General features: G+C 41.2%; 15 protein-coding genes and 1 tRNA gene. 7 read left to right on the plus strand and 9 right to left on the minus strand.

Annotation, left to right across the window (positions count from 1 at the left end; all coding sequences use genetic code 11):
- Positions 1–33: 33 nt before the first annotated feature.
- The 3 genes from CRO16_RS11830 to CRO16_RS11840 form a co-directional block, all read right to left on the minus strand.
- Positions 34–1398, minus strand: coding sequence for an outer membrane beta-barrel protein (locus CRO16_RS11830; RefSeq protein ID WP_097056601.1), 1365 nt, complete (start codon positions 1396–1398; stop codon positions 34–36).
- Positions 1395–1943: an RNA polymerase sigma factor gene (locus tag CRO16_RS11835; protein ID WP_097056602.1), complete on the minus strand. Its 549-nt coding sequence runs from the start codon at positions 1941–1943 to the stop codon at positions 1395–1397. Before CRO16_RS11835 ends, CRO16_RS11830 begins: the two co-directional genes overlap by 4 nt.
- 102 nt (positions 1944–2045) lie before the next feature.
- Complete coding sequence (locus CRO16_RS11840; RefSeq protein ID WP_097056603.1) at positions 2046–2498, minus strand: hypothetical protein; 453 nt, start codon at positions 2496–2498, stop codon at positions 2046–2048.
- Positions 2499–2697: 199 nt separating this feature from the next.
- On the opposite strand from CRO16_RS11840, the gene CRO16_RS11845 reads away from it, so the two are divergent.
- Positions 2698–3183: a YqiA/YcfP family alpha/beta fold hydrolase gene (locus CRO16_RS11845; protein WP_097056604.1), complete on the plus strand. Its 486-nt coding sequence runs from the start codon at positions 2698–2700 to the stop codon at positions 3181–3183.
- A gap of 104 nt (positions 3184–3287) precedes the next feature.
- Here CRO16_RS11845 and CRO16_RS11850 read toward each other — a convergent pair whose 3' ends face one another.
- Positions 3288–4016: a ThuA domain-containing protein gene (locus CRO16_RS11850; RefSeq protein WP_097056605.1), complete on the minus strand. Its 729-nt coding sequence runs from the start codon at positions 4014–4016 to the stop codon at positions 3288–3290.
- Between the two features lie 35 nt (positions 4017–4051).
- The gene (locus tag CRO16_RS11855) at positions 4052–5623 is read right to left on the minus strand and encodes a serine hydrolase (protein ID WP_097056606.1); all 1572 of its coding nucleotides are present in this window, start codon (positions 5621–5623) and stop codon (positions 4052–4054) included.
- A 190-nt stretch (positions 5624–5813) separates the two neighbouring features.
- Between CRO16_RS11855 and katG the strand changes: the two genes are divergently transcribed.
- From katG to CRO16_RS11870, 3 genes are all read left to right on the plus strand, one after another.
- Complete coding sequence (gene katG / locus CRO16_RS11860; protein WP_097056607.1) at positions 5814–8081, plus strand: catalase/peroxidase HPI; 2268 nt, start codon at positions 5814–5816, stop codon at positions 8079–8081.
- Between the two features lie 221 nt (positions 8082–8302).
- Complete coding sequence (locus CRO16_RS11865) at positions 8303–10189, plus strand: ATP-binding protein (protein ID WP_179670532.1); 1887 nt, start codon at positions 8303–8305, stop codon at positions 10187–10189.
- A 313-nt stretch (positions 10190–10502) separates the two neighbouring features.
- Positions 10503–11636, plus strand: a complete 1134-nt coding sequence (locus CRO16_RS11870) for a sensor histidine kinase (RefSeq protein WP_097056609.1) — start codon at positions 10503–10505, stop codon at positions 11634–11636.
- A gap of 30 nt (positions 11637–11666) precedes the next feature.
- Here CRO16_RS11870 and CRO16_RS11875 read toward each other — a convergent pair whose 3' ends face one another.
- Both CRO16_RS11875 and CRO16_RS16195 read right to left on the minus strand, forming a co-directional pair.
- Positions 11667–12692 carry a PorP/SprF family type IX secretion system membrane protein gene (locus CRO16_RS11875; protein ID WP_245859027.1) on the minus strand — a complete coding sequence of 342 codons (1026 nt, stop codon included), beginning with the start codon at positions 12690–12692 and terminating at the stop codon, positions 11667–11669.
- Between the two features lie 22 nt (positions 12693–12714).
- Positions 12715–12885, minus strand: a complete 171-nt coding sequence (locus CRO16_RS16195; protein ID WP_179670533.1) for a hypothetical protein — start codon at positions 12883–12885, stop codon at positions 12715–12717.
- Positions 12886–13219: 334 nt separating this feature from the next.
- On the opposite strand from CRO16_RS16195, the gene CRO16_RS16200 reads away from it, so the two are divergent.
- Positions 13220–13366 carry a hypothetical protein gene (locus CRO16_RS16200; protein ID WP_179670534.1) on the plus strand — a complete coding sequence of 49 codons (147 nt, stop codon included), beginning with the start codon at positions 13220–13222 and terminating at the stop codon, positions 13364–13366.
- A gap of 106 nt (positions 13367–13472) precedes the next feature.
- Positions 13473–13546: transfer RNA gene (locus CRO16_RS11880), tRNA-Arg, on the plus strand.
- A gap of 472 nt (positions 13547–14018) precedes the next feature.
- Here the strand turns inward: CRO16_RS11880 and CRO16_RS11885 are convergent.
- Together CRO16_RS11885 and CRO16_RS16465 are read right to left on the minus strand one after the other, a co-directional pair.
- Positions 14019–16712, minus strand: a complete 2694-nt coding sequence (locus tag CRO16_RS11885) for a Ser-Thr-rich GPI-anchored membrane family protein (RefSeq protein ID WP_097056610.1) — start codon at positions 16710–16712, stop codon at positions 14019–14021.
- Positions 16713–17180: 468 nt separating this feature from the next.
- Positions 17181–17399 carry a DUF6371 domain-containing protein gene (locus tag CRO16_RS16465; protein WP_394341409.1) on the minus strand — a complete coding sequence of 73 codons (219 nt, stop codon included), beginning with the start codon at positions 17397–17399 and terminating at the stop codon, positions 17181–17183.
- A gap of 166 nt (positions 17400–17565) precedes the next feature.
- Here CRO16_RS16465 and CRO16_RS11895 point away from each other — a divergent pair, with 166 nt between their 5' ends.
- Positions 17566–20196, plus strand: a complete 2631-nt coding sequence (locus CRO16_RS11895) for a cation-translocating P-type ATPase (RefSeq protein WP_097056612.1) — start codon at positions 17566–17568, stop codon at positions 20194–20196.
- Positions 20197–20208 lie beyond the last annotated feature (12 nt).

Below are 20208 nucleotides of genomic sequence, written 5' to 3' on the forward strand. Positions count from 1 at the left end.
CACAACACGCTTAAGATCATAGACCTTAAACCTTTAAAACTGGTAGCTTAGGCCGGAGTAGATTCCGAAGTAGTGGGAATTACCGGTATCGAAGGTGTTAAGCTGGTACTTGAACATAGGTTCCAGGTTAAGGCGGATCTTTGGGGTGAACTTGTAATTTACTCCCAATCCCAGGTTTGCACTAAAGCTCACTTCATTAAGGTTTTGTGCTCCTCCAAAGTCGGTAGTGAAAGCGGGAGTGTTCATGACAAGATTATTCTTCCCGAGCAACAGGGTGCTGGCACCTCCAATAAGATTGAGTCCGATTTTTTTGTCGATAAGGGCGAATTCTACTTCAAGTGGAATCTCAATAAATCCGAATTCCTGCTCCAGGTCTCCCTGTGAGGCGAGCATGATGCCCATACCGGCGGGATCTGTTCTTACTGCACTGGAACTGGAAGCTGTATTATAATCCACCTGCCTGGTACTGTAATTGAAATCCACTTTGCTTACACCCGACCGGATCTTTACTTTTTCTGAAACCTGATAAGCCAGGTTTACTCCATATGCCATGGAAACATCGCTACCTCCGGTATTTCCCGCCATTTGAGAATCCACGGTATTGCTGCTTCCCATATTAAAATAGACCGCTCCCGCAGTAGTTGAAATTCTTATTCGCTTAAGGAAACCTTCATTCTTAGTGGAAGGTGCTGCGGTTTCAGCCTCTGCAAGCTCAGCTTCTTCCTTAAGAAGTTCTTTGGTAAGATCCTTTTTTACAGCCGCATTGGTATTTTGCATTTTTGAAGCATCAGGAGTTTCTGCAAGGGCTTCAGCAGGAGTAGATGTTATCGCCGGCTTAATTCCGGTTCCCTCACCAGGTACCAAAGTCTCCTTTGAGGTTTCAGCAACAGCAGCATCAGCAGTCGTAGCATTTTCAGCATCCGGAATTGCCTTTTGTGACAAAAGCTTTTTCTCTGCCTTCGCTTCAACAGCATTCGGAACCTTCCCGTTATTTTGAATTTTTGATGCTGCCCGATTGGAGTTACTTTCAGCAGCAACTGCTTCAGAAGAATTTTCTATAGAAAGATCTTCCTGTTCCTTATTTTCAGAATGGGTAATGCCGGGTTCGGCTTCCGGGGTAATTTCCGCAGCAGGGGAGATATTTGGTCTAAAATTTTCCTCCTGATTCACGAAAGGTTCGGGAGCAGAGGTGTCAAAAAGGTTAAAATTAAAAATGTTTATCAGCAGCGCAACTAAAGCTGCAACACCGGCAAGAGGGATCCACAGCGGCAGCACCCTCTTCTTTTTCTCTTTAGGCAGGCGGGCACTGATGAACTCCCAGGAGTCGGCAGGGGGAGGGACGTGAGCGCTTTTAAGGCCTTCCCTGTAGATATCGTCTATTTTCTTCTTTTGTTTCATTTTTCTACTGCCAATGAGGGGTGATTTCTTCGAACTTCGATCATTTCTTTCAGCTTCATTCGTGCCCTGGCAAGATTGGATTTTGAGGTTCCTACACTTATGTTCAACATTTCTGCAATTTCCTGGTGAGAGTGCTCTTCCATTACGAAAAGGTTAAATACCAGCCGGTAACGTTCGGGCAGCTCCTGGATCATTTTTATGAGAACATCGGTGGAAAATTCATTTTCTTCATATTCTAATTCCGGATCTTCGGCAATGTCTTCCTTAATACTTAAAAAAACGGAAGCATTTTTTTTATACTGCTTTAATGTCGTGTTGATCATGATGCGGGTCATCCAGCCTTCAAAGGTGCCATTGCCGCTATACTGGGATATATTTTGAAAGATCTTGATAAAACCTTCCTGCATATTATCCTTTGCCTGCTCATAATTGTTGGAGTACTTAAGGCATATGGCAAAAAACTTTGACGCATACCGGTTGTACAGCTCCTCCTGGGCCTGCCTTTCCTGCTTTTTGCACTTAATGATGAGGTCGTTGAGACTCACAAATTGAATTTATCCCGTTTTGTAGAGTACAATGTTACTCAATTTTTCGTGCTTCTTTTAAAAAAATATTTCCTTCCTGAAACAAATATTTAATTTAAAGGTTTAATTTTCAGATGGTTCTGTTTTTTCATATTCCATAAGGAAGCCATCACAGGCTACCCAGGTGTTTATGAGTAAATATTCTGAAGTAATGATCAGGTTTTCCACCGGGTCCACAGTACAATTGGATACCATTGGAATACCGGTATCAAATTTGAGCTCCAGCAAAAGCAGGGGTTCACCGGCTCCGTTCCATGGCCTGTTCACCAGTTTATAGGTGCCTTCTGCTGTTTCTTCGGAAGCGCCTTCAAGCCTGGTTTTAAGAAAGGTCCCGTTATTCCTGAAGGTATATGATTCCCTCACCTGGGGATCTTCGTAGGCTGCATGGGCCATATTGCTTCTTGTCCTTACCAGTTCCCATGTTCCCTGGTGCTCATAATTATCGGGCACCGAAGTTTCTATTGAACATGAGTATAAGCTTAGAAATAGGGCAAAAAGTAAAATATGATATTTCATGCTTGAGAATTTTTGGTCTCTTTACTTACATGACCCTTAATTATCAAAAGGTTGCGTCTAAGGGATTTAAAATTCAAAATTTAAAATTCAAGATTCAGGATGCTTCGGGAGGGGAAAGAAGGGCAGATAAGGGACCGGCAAATATAATTTCGTAACTTAATTTTTTAAACCTTAAACCTTAAACCTTAAACCTTAAACCTTGAATATAGTATACCTCCACGGACTTGACAGTAAATTGAGCGCCGAGAAAAAAGCCATTTTAGAGAAGTACGGAAAAGTCCATACACCCGATCTTAATTATTATACCAATCCCAATGCTATCGAAACCATTCTGGAGATGCTAGCCCACATTCAAATTGATGTTGTAATGGGGAGCAGTATGGGTGGATTTGCAGCTTATTACGTTTCCAATGCCCTGGAAAAACCCGGGTTGATGTTTAATCCTGCTCTGGTGGAAAGATCTGTAAAGCAATATGTTCCTGATATCAAATCTTTGAATTCCCTGAAGCAGATCGTCCTTGGGCAGGTGGATGAGGTTGTTTCTCCTGTTGATACGCTTTCATTTTTGACGAAGAATTTCGATCCTGTAACCGATGTCCATATTCACCTCGTACCCGGCCTGGGTCATAACATTCCGGTCGATTTCTTTAAAGAGGAGGTGGATTCATTCTTTAGGAAGCTGTAGCTATTAGAACTGAAAGGCTGGAAACTTATTTTCCTATTATTGAGTTCTGAATTAATCTGACTCAAAATTTGCCCATAAGAATGTTTTTAGCGGAATTAAAATTTTTAATCCTGCACCTTTTGCAGGTCTGCTGCCCAAATGATCCCTTCCATCACATGCTCAAAAAAGTCTGGCTCCCAATAACTTTCTGAAGTATGGCCGCCGCCGGTATAGAAGGCTCTCCCGCCATCATAAAAGTGGTACCAGGCGATTGGATGGTGGCTTCCATTTTCTCCACCTTCATAACTTTGTTCATCCAGTTGAGCAAGAACAGTGACCGCCGGATTAAGATCCTTATAGTTATACCATTCATCCCGGCGATCCCAACTTTCCGGGAGATGTTTTGTTGAAGGATGGTCCCTGTTTACAACTTTAACCACTGCATTCTGAATGTGAGGGTGCGACTTAAAATATCCGCCAACCAGCTTTCCATACCAGGGCCATTCATATTCGGTATCGGCTGCGGAATGGATCCCGGCGAAGCCACCGCCACCGCGCATGTATTCTTCAAATGTTCTTTGTTGCTCTTCTTCCAAAACATCTCCGGTAGTGTTGAGAAACACTACAGCTTTATATTTTTTTAGATTTTCATTTGTGAAATAAGAGGCCTTGCTGGTGGTATCCACTCCAATTCCCCTTTCTTTTCCGGCCTTCATGATGGCAGCCTTTCCATCGGGGATAGATTCGTGCACAAAGCCTGCTGTTTTTGTGAAGATCAGGATCCTGTCTTTTTCCTGTGCATTACAGCTCAAAAACATAACCAGCAAAAAGGGAATAACAATAATCTTTTTCATAAGTCTAAACTAATCCTAAAGTTTTAACCTGAAACTTAGTCTTTAATCCTTGTAAACTCCAGGTCCTGGAAATCAAAACTAAAATCGGTCATTGGGGAAACAGGTTCCATGCTAAAGCTTACAGGTTTTCCTTCCCGGTCAAGAGAGAAGACCACGAAAGCATCTCCGTTTAAACTGCGGTCATCCCAGCGTACAACAAAGGAATTTCCTTTATAAAAACTCATTTCTCCAATTAGGTCCGGCGCATTTTGGGCTTCAAACCGCAGCTTTCCGTTTTGCAATTCGATCTCCACCTGTCCAAACCAGGGGTCCCGGTAGGTGCCGGTGTAACCGGAAAGAGCTTCAGCACTCATTTTGCTTTTCTTCTGAACTTCAGCAACATTTTTCCATACTTCAGTCACTACAGAATCTGCTTGTTTTTCGTAGCGCAGCCTGCTTTCATTGTACTGGCTAATGCGGTCTTTGCCTTCAATTCCGAAGTAGGCATCTTTTATACTGTTGGTGATCGATCGAAAAGCTGCACCCGATTGCTGATTGGTAAGTACTATTATGCCCAGCTCCAGCTCCGGGATCATAGTCACCTGGCTTACAATACCCAGAAGTCCTCCTGTGTGAGTGACTTCAAGGTAGCCATTGACATCACTTAAAAACCAGCCCAGGCCGTAGGCCTTAAAATGAGTATTATAATCGCCTTTTCCGTAACCGGTAAGGGTTTGCGGCGTCCACATTTCCCGATGTTGCCGCTCGCTGAAAAGCTCTTTTCCCAGATTGGGTCCATATTTACCTTTGTCAAGCTGTGCCTGCACCCACTTGCTCATATCGGCAACGGAAGAATAGACTCCCGCCGCAGGATCGGCAGCTTCAGTAAAACTTAAGCCTACGGTTACCAACTTGCCATCGGTGGGAGCATGGCCATCAATTACATTGGATTTATCTTCGATAAGGTTGTAATTTACAGCCGACCGATCCATTCCAAGGGGTTCAAAAATGTTTTCTTCGATGAAACTTGCGTAATCCTGTCCCGAAATTCTTTCGACAATAACCCCGGCCACAATGTACAGCAGGTTGTCATAATCATATTGCGAACGAAAAGAAGATACCGGCTTTAAATAGCGCAGGTTATAAATAAGTTCCTCTTTTTGGGTTTTATTCTGAGATGGCCACACCATAAGATCCCCGGCTCCCAGGCCAAGGCCGCTGCGGTGGGTGAGCAGATCCCGTACTGTAAATTCGCTGGTGACGTAAGGATCATATAATTTAAATTCCGGAAGCACTTCAATAACCTTTGTGTCCCATTCCAGCTTGCCTTCATCAACAAGCATGGCAAGGGCGGCGCTGGTCATAGCTTTGGTGTTGGATGCTACTCCAAAAAGGGTATTTTCATCAACCTTTCCCCCATCTTTAAGAGATCGGGTGCCGTAGCCTTCCATATGAACTATCCTGTCATCTTTAAGTATGGCAACAGCAATACCGGGAACATCAAAGGTTTTCATGGTTTTCTCCACAAGGCTGTCAATTTGTTTTTCATTTAACCCCTGGGCTGTAGCTAAATTTCCAAAGAATGATAAACTAAATATGAAAAGGCAGGTAAGAAATTTTGTATTCATCGGGTAAGGGTTTTGCCCCTAAAGATAAGCGGTTTTTGAAAAACCTGTATTCATGCCATGCATTTCACCACCTATACGCCAACTATAAGATTTTTTCTCCTTTAGTATTGAAAAATCCAATGAGATATAAAATATAAACCTCTTAATTATTGTATTTTTAAAGGAATTAATTAACTAAAATTTTAATAAAATGGCAGATAATGAGCATCGAAATTCCCCGGGTACCCACAAAGCCTGGGAAGTAAATGAATCTTCCAGATGCCCCTTCATGGGAGGTGCTCTGGACAAAACTGCCGGAAGTGGAACTTCTAACCGCGACTGGTGGCCCAATATGCTAAACCTTTCCATCCTTAGGCAAAACTCCAAACTTTCTGATCCTATGGGTGAGGATTTTGATTATGCCGAAGAATTCAAAAGCCTGGACCTGGACGCGGTAAAAAAAGACCTTCATAATCTCATGACCGATTCACAGGATTGGTGGCCGGCAGATTATGGACATTACGGCGGACTCTTTATTCGTATGGCCTGGCATAGCGCCGGAACCTATCGTATAGGGGATGGCCGGGGAGGTGCCGGTTCGGGATCTCAACGGTTTGCACCTTTGAACAGTTGGCCCGATAATGCAAATCTCGATAAAGCACGTCTCTTGCTGTGGCCAATTAAACAGAAATACGGTAAAAAAATCTCCTGGGCAGATCTCATGATCCTTACCGGAAATGTTGCACTGGAATCAATGGGATTAAAGCCGTTCGGTTTTGCAGGAGGCCGGGAGGATGTATGGGAGCCCGAAGAAGATATCTATTGGGGTTCTGAAGGAGAATGGGTTGGCAATAAAGAACGCTATGCCCATGAGAATAAGCTGGAACAGCCGCTTGCAGCCTCTCACATGGGGCTTATTTATGTGAACCCCGAAGGCCCAAACGGCAATCCTGATCCACTTGGTTCAGCTAAAGACATTAGAGAGACCTTTGGACGCATGGCCATGAACGATTATGAAACTGTCGCGCTTATCGCCGGGGGGCACACCTTCGGAAAAACACACGGCGCAGCAGATCCCGTGGAATATGTAGGAGCTGAACCGGCAGGGGCAGACATCACCGAAATGGGCCTGGGTTGGAAAAATAAATTTGGAACCGGAAATGCCGGTAGCACTATCACCAGCGGACTGGAAGGTACCTGGTCACCCACACCCACCAGATGGAGCAATTACTTTTTTGACAACCTTTTTGGGTACGAATGGGAATGTCACAAAGGCCCCGGAGGTGCATGGCAGTGGAAACCGAAAAATGGTGCAGGAGAAGGTACTATCCCGGATGCCCATGACCCAAATAAAAAACATGCACCTTTTATGTTGACTTCAGATATCGCCTTGCGGGAAGATCCTGAATATCATAAGATATCTAAACATTTCCATGAGAACCCCGAAGAATTTGCAGATGCTTTTGCAAGAGCCTGGTATAAATTGACTCATCGGGATATGGGACCTATTTCCCGCTACCTGGGACCCGAAGTTCCGAAGGAAGAATTGATTTGGCAGGATCCAATTCCAAAACTGGATCACGAGCTTATCGATAAAGACGACATTGCCCACCTGGAGAAGAAGATCTTTGCCTCGGGATTAACTGTTTCTCAGTTGGTGACAACTGCCTGGGCCTCGGCTTCCACTTTCAGGATCTCAGATAAACGTGGAGGGGCCAATGGGGCCCGAATACGCCTGGAACCGCAAAGGCACTGGGAGGTCAACAATCCGCCGCAACTGCAGCAGGTTTTGATGAAACTGGAAGAAATACAGAAGGATTTTAATGAAGCTCAATCCGGTAATAAAAAGATATCTCTTGCAGATCTTATAGTACTTGGAGGCTGCCTTGCCGTGAAAAAAGCTGCTAAAGATGCAGGTTATGACATAGGAGTACCTTTTGCTCCCGGGCGTATGGATGCTCTTGAGGAGCAGACAGATGTGGAAGCTTTTGAGCCTCTTGAGCCGATAGGGGACGGGTTTAGAAACTATGAAAAGAAACATAAGGCGTATACCGCATCGGCAGAGGAAATGCTTGTGGATAAGTCTCAACTGCTTAACCTAACTCCCCCGGAGATGACAGTGCTGGTTGGAGGAATGCGGGTTTTAGGTGCTAATTACGACGCTTCCAACCATGGAGTATTTACGAAAAGGGTAGGGCAGCTAACCAATGATTTCTTTGTAAATCTTTTGGATATGCGAACCACCTGGACAGCAAAATCTGATGCTCAAAATTTGTTTGAAGGCCGTGACCGAAGTTCCAAAGAGCTTAAATGGACAGGTACAAGAGTAGATCTAATTTTTGGATCAAACTCAGAACTACGTGCCCTTGCTGAAGCCTATGCACAAAGTGACGCAAAGGAAAAATTTGTAAAAGACTTTGTAAAAGCCTGGGATAAGGTGATGAACCTGGACAGGTATGACCTTAGGCAACGCAATTAAATAAAAGCAAGGATCAATTTAAAAAAATCCCTTTGAGGTGCTTCAGTGCTTCAGGGGATTTTTTTATGGATTGTTTCCTTTAAAAGGATGCGGCTGAAGTTTATATCTCCGGGTAAATGACTGACTTTTAAGAAATTACCAGGTTGCGATTTAAATCTTAACAAAAGGTTAATTATTATTTTTATCTTTGATTTATGAGCAATTGGGGTAAAATTTTTCTTTTGTGTATTTTCTGCTTTTCTGCATGTAAGGAAGCAGAAAAGACAGAGGTTGTTCATGCGCCGGGAACTGCAGGTTATTATTATAATAAGGGCCTGGAAAGTTCAGATTTTCAGGAGAAACTGCACCTTTATTCCCGGGGATTGGAAGCTGTGAAGAGCACAAAGGATACAAATCTTGTAGTGCTTCTGGACGCCAAGGTGTATGCATTACACAGGCTAAACAGATATGAAGAAACGCTGCCCCTTATAGACAGTCTTATCAAGGTAGCTGAATTACAAAAAGACAGTTACTTCCAGGCAAAAGCTCAACATCGAAGATATGCTACTTATAGTTTTATTTCCCGGCCGGAAGATGCCTTTGAATCTGCCTTTTTATCAAGACAGCTTTCTCTGAAAGGAGGAGATACAGCCGGCGCCGGAAGAAGATCCCTTGATATGGCTAATACTCAACTTTCTCTGGGTGATCATGCCGGAAGCCAGGAATCTGCTACAGAAGCTCTAAAATACCTGGATATAGAAGTAGATGGAAAATATGCAGGTTCTGCTCACAACGTCCTGGGCCTGCTTTATAACGAACAGCATTTATACGAAGAAGCTTTAAAGGAATATCGCACCGCGCTACAGTTTGCAGCAAGTCGAACAGACAGCCTTAGTTATCTTCATAATATTGCCCTTGTTTATAAAAATCAGGGAAAGTACGCCCAGGCTGTTAAGATCATGGAGGAGTTGGTGAAGGCAGAGGAACCCAGTGAATATTCCAAGGCGCGTTTCCGGGATAATTACGCCTTTACCCGCTGGCTTCAAAATTCACAATTGAAGGTAGACAAGGAGTTACTGGCGATGGTAGAGGAGCGTAAGCGGAATAATGATCTTGAAGGTTTGCTTTCCAACTATTCTCATTTGTCAGACTACTATAGCGAAACCGCTCCGGCAAAGGCTAAGCAATTTGCCCTGGCTTATATGCAAACCGCGAAAGAAATAGGAAATGCAAATGCCGAAGCCGATGCTCTCAAAAAACTACTTTCTCTTAGCAGATCACCCGAAAAAGAGAAATTTCTTGAGCGATACCTTTTTTTGAATGACAGTCTTAAAGACGCAAGCCTAACCACCCGCTACCGGTTTGCAAAAATCAGGTTTGACGAAGAGCGTAAGCAACAACAAATCGCATTGCTGGAGGCAGAGAATACCACTATGTCCCTTAAGGCCGAAAAATTTAAAACCGGAACCACAATAAGTTCACTAAGCGCTTTACTCGTCCTTATTACTGCGGCAGCCCTGCTTTACACAGTACGTCAAAGGAGCAAGCGCGAGAAGATCAAACAGATCTACCTAACCGAAAGCAGGATCTCCAAAAGGATCCACGATGAGATTGCCAATGATATCTATAATGTGATGAGCACCCTTGAACCTGCCGGTCATACGCCTGTGGTAGACAAACTGGAAAAGATCTATCTGCGCACCCGTGATATTTCCAGGGAAAACAGTGAGATCGATACCCGGGAGAATTATCTAAAAGGCCTTTTAAGCCTTCTCGGCAGTACTACTCCTCCTAATACCCGCCTGGTCATACGGGGTGCAGAAAACATCAACTGGGGAAAGCTTAAAAATGAGAAAAAAATCGTGCTTTACAGGGTTTTACAGGAATTGATGGTGAACATGAAGAAGCATAGTGAGGCAAGCCTTGTGGCGCTCGTCTTTTCTTCCGAAAGAAATAAGATCAAAGTAAATTATTCTGACAATGGTACAGGGGCAAACCAAAATCAGCTTCAAAATGGTAACGGAATAAAAAATCTCCAGAACCGTCTCCAAACCGTAGACGGGAATATCATTTTTGACACCCAGGGAAAAGGTTTAAAAGCTGAGATTACCCTCCCCGTCTCTGCCTGATTTTTGTGCCTTCGGATTTTCTTCTGAAGTCCTTCTGAAGTCCTTCATTGCTGATATCCCGACACTTCCTTAAACCCTTGAATAAAAATGCATTTTTGAGTGAGGCTTTTATTCACCGTTGGCTTTTCATTAAATGCAAATGGCTTTATGCAGCTCAGTCTTCTGCGGGAATAACTTCCGAAGGAAAAAGGATGAGAAGATTTTGAATTCAGGAAAAATCCTGCAACTTGTTTATTTTAAACATTTTAATACGTGAACTGTCTGGGGAAATTTATAAATTGAATAACCTCCCTGTAATTACATTTTCTGGAAGATGAAAGATGCAGTAGAAGTGCTTAAAGCGCAAAAGGAGAATATTATCAATTCTTGGATAAGAGAAATCAGGAAAGATGTCTCTGTTACCAAACATACCAGCCGTATTGTACTGCGTGATCATGTGCCGCAGCTTTTGGATGATGTTATAGGCATAATGGACAAATTTGAAAAATTTAAGGTAGTGCAGGAAGATTTGATCCACCATGAACTTTTTGAGAATAGTATGGAGCATGGGCGGCACAGGGCTGCAACGAAAGGCTATACGCTGGAACAGATCCTGAGGGAGTATATCATCTTTGATAAGGTCATTTCAAAGTATCTCGGGGATGCAAATGTTCATTCTCCGGAAGTTGCGGCTGTAATAAAATATTCCATTGAAAATGCAATGTTGTATTCGGGAATTGCTTTTAATGAATCCATACAGGAAGTACGTCAAAAGTTTATTGCTCTTGTGGCACATGATATGCGCAATCCTATATCGGCTGCGCTTTTTGCTATGAAAATGATGAAATATGAAGAAGGGGAGGAGCGGTTTGAACTGGTTAGAAACATGGCAGTGAATAGTCTCACCCGTTCGGTAGAACTCATTGAAGACCTTTTGGATTCCATCACCCTTGAGGCCGGTGAGGGCATGACCTTTAATTTTGCACAACAAAATATTGTGGATTGTCTGATTGCAGTACATCATGAAGCTGCTGAAAGTTATTCCAATGAGATCATTCTTGCCTGCGAAAAAGGGGAAATTGGGGGAGTTTTTGACGGCACAATGGTACGGCGGGTCATTGAAAACTTTGTGAGCAATGCTATAAAATATGGATCAGAAAATACCCCGGTGACTCTTTCGTGCATTGACAGGGAAGAGATGGTGGAATTGAGTGTGCATAACTTTGGAAATCCAATTCCGCCAGACCGGCAGGAGCGCATCTTCAACTTCCTGAATACTTCTAACGGCAGCAGCTCCCGAGGACTCAAAAGCCGTGGAATTGGGCTTTCCCTGGTCAAAGCAGTAGCCGAAGCTCATGGCGGAGAATTAAAACTTCATAGCAATGAATCTGAAGGAACTACTTTTACAATTACCCTTAATAAGCATTATCATGAGCCTGGAAAATTGAGGCTGGCGCTTAAAATCTAAGTGAGTTAATATCTGATTTTTACGAAATAACTAGTGCCACAAATGGTTGATGTTATGGCAACCGCAATTGTGTCTTTCCCTGTTTGAGCCGAAATTATATCCCAGGGTGATTTGGTGAAAACCGCCGTTGCTTAGAACAACTTCATTAAATTGTTCACTATAGGTATAGGCAAGAAGGAAGTTTTTAAATTGAACTCCGGCGAAAGGAGTAACATACTGTAAGGCTTCCCGGGTGTTGTTGCCTCTTTCATTAACAAAATCTGCACCTTCAAAACCTCTTCTGTAGGAAAGTCCTCCAAAGATCCCGCCTTCTTCCAGGCCACGATAGTAAGCCTTAAAATTAAGGTCCAGGGCTTTTTCTCCTGAAAAGTCCCGGTACTGTACAAGCAGGGAAGGTTCGAGGCTCCATGGGCTGTGCCCGGGTTCTATAACATATCCTGTTGAAAAGAAAATAGTACGTTGATTCCCCGCTCCAGCATCAGAAATAAACAGCTCCCGTTGTCCTTCCAGAATATTCTTAATTGTAAGGTGGGTGAAGAAATTGTTGTAATAGTAGGACATTCCCAGGTCCACATTTCCGTAGTAATCGGTGAGATCGTCTTCTCCGAGGAGAGGATCATATCCTGAAAATCCGGTTTGGTCGAGATGGTGTTGTATTAGTCCGCCGCTAATTCCGAAGGAGAGCAGGTTCAAATAGGTATCCCTTACCGCAAAATTGAGGTGATAGGCAAAGCTGCCGTACACTCCCCTTTTTGAAAAGTTACCGTTATGGTCGTTGAACACAATTCCACCCACGCCTACCTTTTCTGTGGCCCGGCCGTGAATGCTGAGAGTTTGCAGCCCGGGTGCATTGTCCACATCAAACCACTGCTGGCGTGCGGTAAGCCGAATTTTATTTATGGTAGCCGCGCCGGCCATAGAGGGATGGAGGAGGTACAGGTTGTCTGTAAGATAGTCTGAATAAGTGGGGATGATCTCCTGGGACATTAAATTTTCAGAAAAATGCAGGTTCAGGAATAAAAACCCTGCTAAACACATCCTGGTAATTTTTTTCATGCTCTTGTTTTACCTTCCGGAATTATAAACTTTTGAGGGTGAAATGCGATTTATGTTCCCGCAGCACGCCCTCATGTTCAAACACTGCTCTAAACCAGTAATCATCTGAAGGTTTTTCTTTTCCGTTGAAAAGTACGTCCCGGTTTGAGTGGGAGGCAAGACCTTCAGCAGTTTGCCATAGCGTCAAAAACATGGATCTCTGCTTCCAGATGCTCTTTTAGATCCGGGGAATTGTCCAACTGTCTGGTCTCCCGGCATGGGTTCCCGATTCCACATCGTAAAATTGATTTCTGGTTTGGAATTCCCCGCCGTATAGCTGATAGGTGTAACTTCCAAAACCTCTTTCACAAAGATGGTTACTATTTTAACATTTTCAAAGGGTTCTCATCCCATAACTTAAATTATAGTCACTTCAGAATGTGGTTACTTGTTATCATTGAATCTCCTGCTTTTATTTTAAAAAACCGAAGTTTTGGAGACATTGAAACCTTAAAGCCCTCAGGGAATTCAGGATCAAACTTGAAGGGTTGAGGGAATGCGATGATGTGCAGTGTGAAAATCTATACCTGGGAGAATATTTGAATTTTAAAGAAAATATCTACGAATATCTTGAGGAAGTGCAGCAGGTAAAATCCCTGTTGTACGACTATTTTGGAAGTGGATTGAAAGATTAGTTTTTCTTTTTGGAGGCACCCGGTTTAGATAGGAAAATTTGGGTGCCTTTTTTCTGAAAATTGTTTTAGTATTTTATAAAATAGCCTATATTTGCACCCGCAAAAAGGCCTCGTGGCGCAACTGAATAGCGCATCTGATTACGGCTCAGAAGGTTCCAGGTTTGAATCCTGGCGAGGTCACTTAAAGCACAAAGTCCGCAGCGAAAGCTGCGGACTTTTTTATTTCCTGTAAAAGCCGGGCTTGCCCGTAGCTTTGGAGGGAAATAAAAAAAGCCACGCCAAGAGGCGGGGCGAACTTTGTATTTTCAGGAGGGAACTTTCTCAGGAACAGCGAAGCTAATCCTGGCGTGGTCACAGAATTAATACGCAACACACTGATATTAAAGCGTTTGCGTATTTTTTATGCTTTTGTACCGCCCAATGTGTGGCCTAATTTATTATTATCTCCTCAAAAACTTTTTGGGAAAAAATTATCCTTCTCATTGGAGATTTTGATGTGCTTCTTTAATTTGGAGACGAAAAAGAAAGAAATATAGAATAAAAACCTCTGAGAGCAACAGATTTATAATACGCCATGGACCAAAAATCAATTGACAATAAATCATTAAATAAAATTAATAGCAGATTGTCTAATGACAGTAGTCAATTGTCCTTACACTACCTTAAACCATTCAGAATACCCAAAAACATCATTAAATCTATTACTTCTTATCCTAATTCTTGCCCATCCCTTAGGTGTGTCGTCAGATATTGTCCATGAGCGCCATTCGCCATCATCTCTCGCAACATTAGATATTAAAATCTCATCACCATTTTTCTTTACAACATGAATTGATAAATCATCAGAAATATTTTGTGTTACCCAATTTATAGTTGGATTTTCATTTAATTTAGGCCTAAGTGTGGAAATGTGAACATCAATATTAGCTCCTATGGAAAAGGGAACTGATAAACCAAAGTCGTTAGCGTTATTAGATATTTTCAATTGATAGTTAGAGCCTCTAGTCAAATCTGACTCAGGTTTCCACGAATGCCATTCACCGTCATCTAAAGCATTTGATGCCAAAAGTTTCAACCTTCTATTATCTTTGAGTAATTCAATTTTCAAGTTTCCTGCTGAAGGTCCTATTCTTCTCCATTTAAGGTTTACGTCTTCATTATATTTAAAGTAATGCGGTCTTCCTGAAGCTGCCCAAGACGCAAATGGACTTTGTTCCACTGACGGCACGTCCCATTCATAAACAGTACCAACTTGGAATAATTCCGAATACCCTCGGATTTCGGGGGAACCTGTTTCAAAAATTGCAATTCGATATCCCTGCCCTGATTCAATGTCTGGAATTTCCCAAGAATGCCACTCTCCATCATCATTAGCATTTGAAGTAATAGTTATTATATTATTACTACGCCCGATAAGTTGAATAGTCAACGGCCCTTCAACACCCTCACTCTCCCATTCTATTTTAGGCTTTGATCCTTTCTTCCAAATCTCATAAGGCTTAGGAGAAATTACATTTATTCTTCCACCGATGAAAAAAAGCCCCGAATTATCAAAAATTTCGGGATTTTCAATACAAGATATGTTTAGAAAGTATCCCCACTTTTTATCTAATCGGTTTGGTACTTCCCAAGAATGCCATTCTCCGTCATTCCTTGCATTTGAAGTTATTTCTAAAGAATTATTTTGCTGGTCCTTCAGGGTAATTTTAAGTTTACCATTAATCCCAGAACTCAACCAGGAAATAGTTGGTTTGCTACCCTTCCGTAAATTAGAACCCGTTACAGGATGAATTAAATGAATTGTACCTCCAATAGTGAAAAATGCTGAAAATGCTTCAACTTCATCATCATCATTATCTTTACCAACCAGTTTAAATTGATAAGTATCATCGGGAGCTAGATTTTCGGGAATCTTAAAACTATGCCACTCACCGTCATTTTTTACAGAATCAGAAATATTTAAAACTTTACTTCCATTACGTTTAATTAAGGATAATTTTAAAGGTCCTGAAATACCTTTTGATTTCCATCTTATAAACGGTATCTCGCCATTTACAAATGTCAAACCATACGCCGGCGCAACGAATCTAATTTCCTCATCTTTTACAGTTTTTTCTTGTAACTTATCATCTATGCCAATATACTTAAGTGCTAAATCACTCGCGGCTTTTAATGAATTATCAGCTTCCTTTTTAGAAATTTCATTTTTTTGTGTAAAAGCCACAAGTATTGCTATAGGTGCTTTTGTTAATTTATCCCTGATAATTCCAGCTTGATTCCTTACTTGATGGTGAGAGCCGCCTTTAGAGTCAATTATTTTCGTATTGTCCACTATTCCGCTAAACCTTCCATAACCACCGTAAGTAATAATTGTATTTAGGAGTAAGTCGTTTTTCCAACTCTCTGTAAGGAGATTTTTATTAGCTATTCTTTTTAAAATTTCTCCATAAGCCTTAGTAGTAGCTCTGTCTCTTCTTTCAGATAAATATTCTTCCCATTTACCGGGTTCAATTCTTGGTTTTGGTAGGTTTAATTTTTCTAACCAATACGGTATACGTTGCCTTTGATAAAGCGAGAATGCAAATTGAGGGAGAAATCCTACATTTTTATCACTTAGCCACCATCGCCTTCGATCGAGCTGGATCATTGATGAAAATTCTTCAATACCTGCAATATTAAGTTCTTTAATCCTCTTATTGATTCTAGAAATACCAAAATGCTCACATAAAATATCAGTAGCGGATGTGTCAGACATACCCAGCATTCTCCGGAAAAGTAAATCTAAACTTACCTCTTGACCCAAGTCTTGATACTGGATACCCATGTTTTCTCCAACTAATTTTCCCTCTTCCCTATGATGATATAGTTCAAGTTTAATTTTTTTATTGATATCGGATGGACTCGTCATTAAGTCAACGCAGCCAATTGCAATGGCTATCTTACTTACACTTGCGAGATACATCAGACTATCTGAGTTAAGGGAAAATTCTTTGCCTGAATTTAAATTCAAAGCATAAAGTCCAAATTCACCTGGATATGATGAAACAAGATTTTTTAGTCTTTTCTCTAAGTCTGGTATAAATAAATTTAAAGTATTCGATCCGTCGGAATTTAGATTAACAACCTTCGTCCATCTTTGACTTGTTCCAAAATCTGAATTCTCTACTGTTGCTAGTATTTCGTTCGAATTAACTTCAATCTCATACCTCCCTTGGGAATCCGTTTTAGTTCTATAAGTATTACCCTGACCATTAGGAGATTCAAAAATGAGATCTGCCTGTGAGATTGGTAATCCTATAGAATCATCTACTTTTCTCAAATTAACTGAGCCTGATAACTTTACCATAAAATTTATTTTTTAATAAAGAATTTATTAAGCGGGAGACTTTCTATTAAGAATTTTAGGGAGGATAAGCTCTTGGAATAGGGATGAGCCCAAAATACTCTTAATCACATATTTATAAATATAATAATTTTTTTCATTCAAAAAATCAAGACAGATTTTTTCTCTTGAGGCAAACCTAATTTTTGCGATAACAAAGGTCAGTTTCAGATTTAGATCATTCTCTCTCTCCAAATTCACAAAATACACTGGATATTGGCCGGTAGATCAGCAACTTTTTCGTTCTAGGCAATATATTCGGTAAGCTCTTCTTGCGAGAAAGATTTGTTTTTAAGGAAAACTAGGTTTGAAGCCGCAATTTCAGGTTGCACGTGTAAATCGTCCTCTCCCTCCAAATCCTTCAAATATAATCTCTACCAGGTCAGAAATTAAGTAGTGGATATTAGGTGGCAAATCAGCAACTTTTTCATATCAAGTATTAAAGCATCCAGCATCAGGAAAGAAAATTAAGTTGTCAGCATGGGGGCCTTTCAGGTTCATTAGACCGCCTGTAGCCATCCAAATGAATTGAGGGAAAGCAATAGAAGCGATTACAGCGGTTTTTTCGCTTTCAACCAAGGCAATTGCCTTCTGCTTATCTGAATTCAGCAGGTGGAGCCCAAAGAGGCACTCTATTTTAAACCTTAATATACTCTCTTAATTATTTGCTGAATTTTTATAGTATCAGCTCTTAAAAGGCAATTGTAAATCCACAGTTAATGTCTTATGTCTTATGTCTTTTATTATCTGATATTTATCAACTAAATAAAATAAAAATTTCTCTAATATTAGTGTTGAAATGAAATATTGATCTCCCATGATCAAAGCACCACATTCATTAAATGTTAATGAGGTTTGTCAAAAGCTTGACAGTAACCCGGAGCAGGGTTTGAACGATGAGGAGGTAAAAAGGAGATCTCAAATTTATGGCCGCAACATTCTCACTACCAAAAGGCCCCGTAATCTATTCCTCATTTTTGCCGATCAATTTTTAAACCCGATAGTCTACCTGCTCGCAGTAGCGATGCTTCTTTCTTTTGCCTTTAATGAATGGCTTGAAGGTTTTGCTGTTCTTTCAGTAATTCTTATCACATCCTTTATTGGATTTTTGATGGAATGGCAGGCAATTTCTTCGGTTAAAGCTCTCCGAAAAATGACTGAAACTGTCGCAACGGTAATTAGAAACGGAAAACCTGACACCATTAAAGCAAGCAATCTTGTGCCCGGAGATATCATCTGCCTGAATGCGGGAGATATAGTTCCTGCTGACTGCCGGATAATAGAGTGTAGATCCCTTGCTGTAAAAGAAGCTATACTTACAGGGGAAAGTAACCAGGTTGAAAAAAATGTCGATGTTTTTCCTGAAGAAACTTCTTTTGTTGATCAAATGAATATGGTCTTTAATGGTACTATTGTTTCAAGAGGTAAAGCAAAAGTTATAGTCGTTAAAACAGGGGATGATACTTGCATTGGGCAGATAAGCAGCCTTACTCAGAAGGCAGAAAAGGAACGGGCACCCCTTGAAATAAAACTTGGAAAACTAAGTCATAAACTCATCTGGCTCACACTTTCTATTTCTTTTGTCATTGCCTTGACAGGATACCTCCAGGGCAAGGACTTAATGTTAATGGTTAAAACAGCAATTGCTCTTGCCGTGGCTTCCATCCCGGAAGGACTACCTATTGTAGCTACTATAGCATTAGCAAGGGGAATGATACGACTTTCCAGGCGAAACGTAATCATTAAAAAATTGGAAGCCGTACAAACTCTGGGTGAAACAGGAATAATATGTACAGACAAGACGGGAACTTTGACAGAAAATAAGATGATGGTCGAAAAAGTGGTAACAGCCAACGGTTTTCGGTCCAGGGATGACTTCCTAATCGATTCTAATATATTGCAGGATCAGGTTTTAAATAAAATTTTACAGGTATCGGTTCTATGCAACGATTGTGGACTCAGCGATGCAGCTAAAAGATCTGATGCTGTTGAAACTGCCCTTCTGGAATTCGCGGAAAGAACAGGATTTGATACTGCAGGAATCAGGACTGATAAGAAGAGAGTTGGTGAAATACCTTTTGATGCTGAAAATAAACGTATGGCCACCTTACATAGAAGTTCACACACTTACGAGGTGATGGCCAAGGGAGCAGTGGAAAATATTCTTGAATCCTGTGACAGGATATTAACAAGCGAAGGAGTGGTTTCTTTCGACAATAAAGAACGTTGGTACTCTGTGTCATCTAAAACGGCATCTGAAGGGTTGAGGGTTCTGGCTTTTGCCTATAAAGAAGCCGAAAATAAACCCAATGCTGAAGATTATTTTAAAAATCTCATTTTTATCGGGTTTCTCGGTTTTTTGGACCCGCCGCGTGAGGACGTGAAGCAAACCATAGATATTTACAAAAAAGCAGGAATAAAGGTTGTGATGATCACGGGAGATCATCCCGGAACCTCCAAAAAAATTGCCGAAGAGATAGGATTAATAGAAAAGGGAAAGGACTCTGGTTCTGTAATGGTTGGCAGCGAAATAGTGGATGTCAATAACCCAACGATTAGAGAAAAAATTTTAAACACTACCGTTTTTGCTAGAATGGTACCCAAACAGAAACTGGACCTGGTTCAATTTTACCAAAAACATAAATTAGTTGTAGGTATGCTTGGGGATGGGGTTAACGATGCCCCGGCATTAAAAAAGGCCGATATTGGAATCGTAATGGGAATAAGAGGGTCTGAAGCCGCCAAAGAAGTAGCCGATGTAATTCTTTTAGATGATAAGTTTACCTCAATAGAATTAGCAGTTAGACAGGGAAGAAATATTTTCGGGAATATCAGGAAATTTGTAATATTTCTTTTGTCCTGTAACCTGGCAGAGATTCTGGTAGTGGGAATTCTTTCCCTCAGTAGCCTGCCTATAAATCTCTTACCTCTGCAAATTCTATTTCTCAACCTGGTCACCGACATCTTTCCCGCTCTTGCCCTGGGGATGGGAAAAGGAGATAAAAGTGTTATGAATAAACCTCCAAGAAACCCGGAGGAGCCTATTATGACTAAGCTACTTTGGAGGTCAACAATAATGTATAGTTTATCAATTGCAATAGGGGTAGTTGCCATTGTTGTATACTCCTACAGTTTTAAAACCTATTCCTGGGCCGAAATAAACAATATGGCTTTCTATACCTTAATACTTGCTCAACTGTTAAACGTATTTAACCTCCCCAATAGAAAGATATCTTTTTTTATTAATGAAGTCACTGCAAACGGCTGGATCTGGGGAGCGATAATTTTTTCTGTTTCAATTGTTGTAGGCGCCTTTTCTATTCCTTTATTTAGAGAAATTTTAGATCTGGTCCCATTGAATTTCCACCAATTGACTCTGATAATGTTGTTTTCTTTAGCCACTCTTCTTCTGTCACAAGGGACCAAACGTTTTAATTTGACACTTTAATTCAAATACAAG

Source organism: Salinimicrobium sediminis, assembly GCF_900215295.1.
Lineage (GTDB): Bacteria > Bacteroidota > Bacteroidia > Flavobacteriales > Flavobacteriaceae > Salinimicrobium > Salinimicrobium sediminis.

What these genes read in the sequence shown, in the direction of transcription:
- CRO16_RS11885 (WP_097056610.1), bottom strand. Translation starts at nt 16,712, where the DNA reads ATGGTAAAGTTATCAGGCTCAGTTAATTTGAGAAAAGTAGATGATTCT.
- CRO16_RS11840 (WP_097056603.1), bottom strand. Translation starts at nt 2,498, where the DNA reads ATGAAATATCATATTTTACTTTTTGCCCTATTTCTAAGCTTATACTCA.
- CRO16_RS11875 (WP_245859027.1), bottom strand. Translation starts at nt 12,692, where the DNA reads ATGAAAAAAATTACCAGGATGTGTTTAGCAGGGTTTTTATTCCTGAAC.
- katG (WP_097056607.1), top strand. Translation starts at nt 5,814, where the DNA reads ATGGCAGATAATGAGCATCGAAATTCCCCGGGTACCCACAAAGCCTGG.
- CRO16_RS11870 (WP_097056609.1), top strand. Translation starts at nt 10,503, where the DNA reads ATGAAAGATGCAGTAGAAGTGCTTAAAGCGCAAAAGGAGAATATTATC.
- CRO16_RS11830 (WP_097056601.1), bottom strand. Translation starts at nt 1,398, where the DNA reads ATGAAACAAAAGAAGAAAATAGACGATATCTACAGGGAAGGCCTTAAA.
- CRO16_RS16195 (WP_179670533.1), bottom strand. Translation starts at nt 12,885, where the DNA reads ATGTTTTTGACGCTATGGCAAACTGCTGAAGGTCTTGCCTCCCACTCA.
- CRO16_RS11855 (WP_097056606.1), bottom strand. Translation starts at nt 5,623, where the DNA reads ATGAATACAAAATTTCTTACCTGCCTTTTCATATTTAGTTTATCATTC.
- CRO16_RS11850 (WP_097056605.1), bottom strand. Translation starts at nt 4,016, where the DNA reads ATGAAAAAGATTATTGTTATTCCCTTTTTGCTGGTTATGTTTTTGAGC.
- CRO16_RS11895 (WP_097056612.1), top strand. Translation starts at nt 17,566, where the DNA reads ATGATCAAAGCACCACATTCATTAAATGTTAATGAGGTTTGTCAAAAG.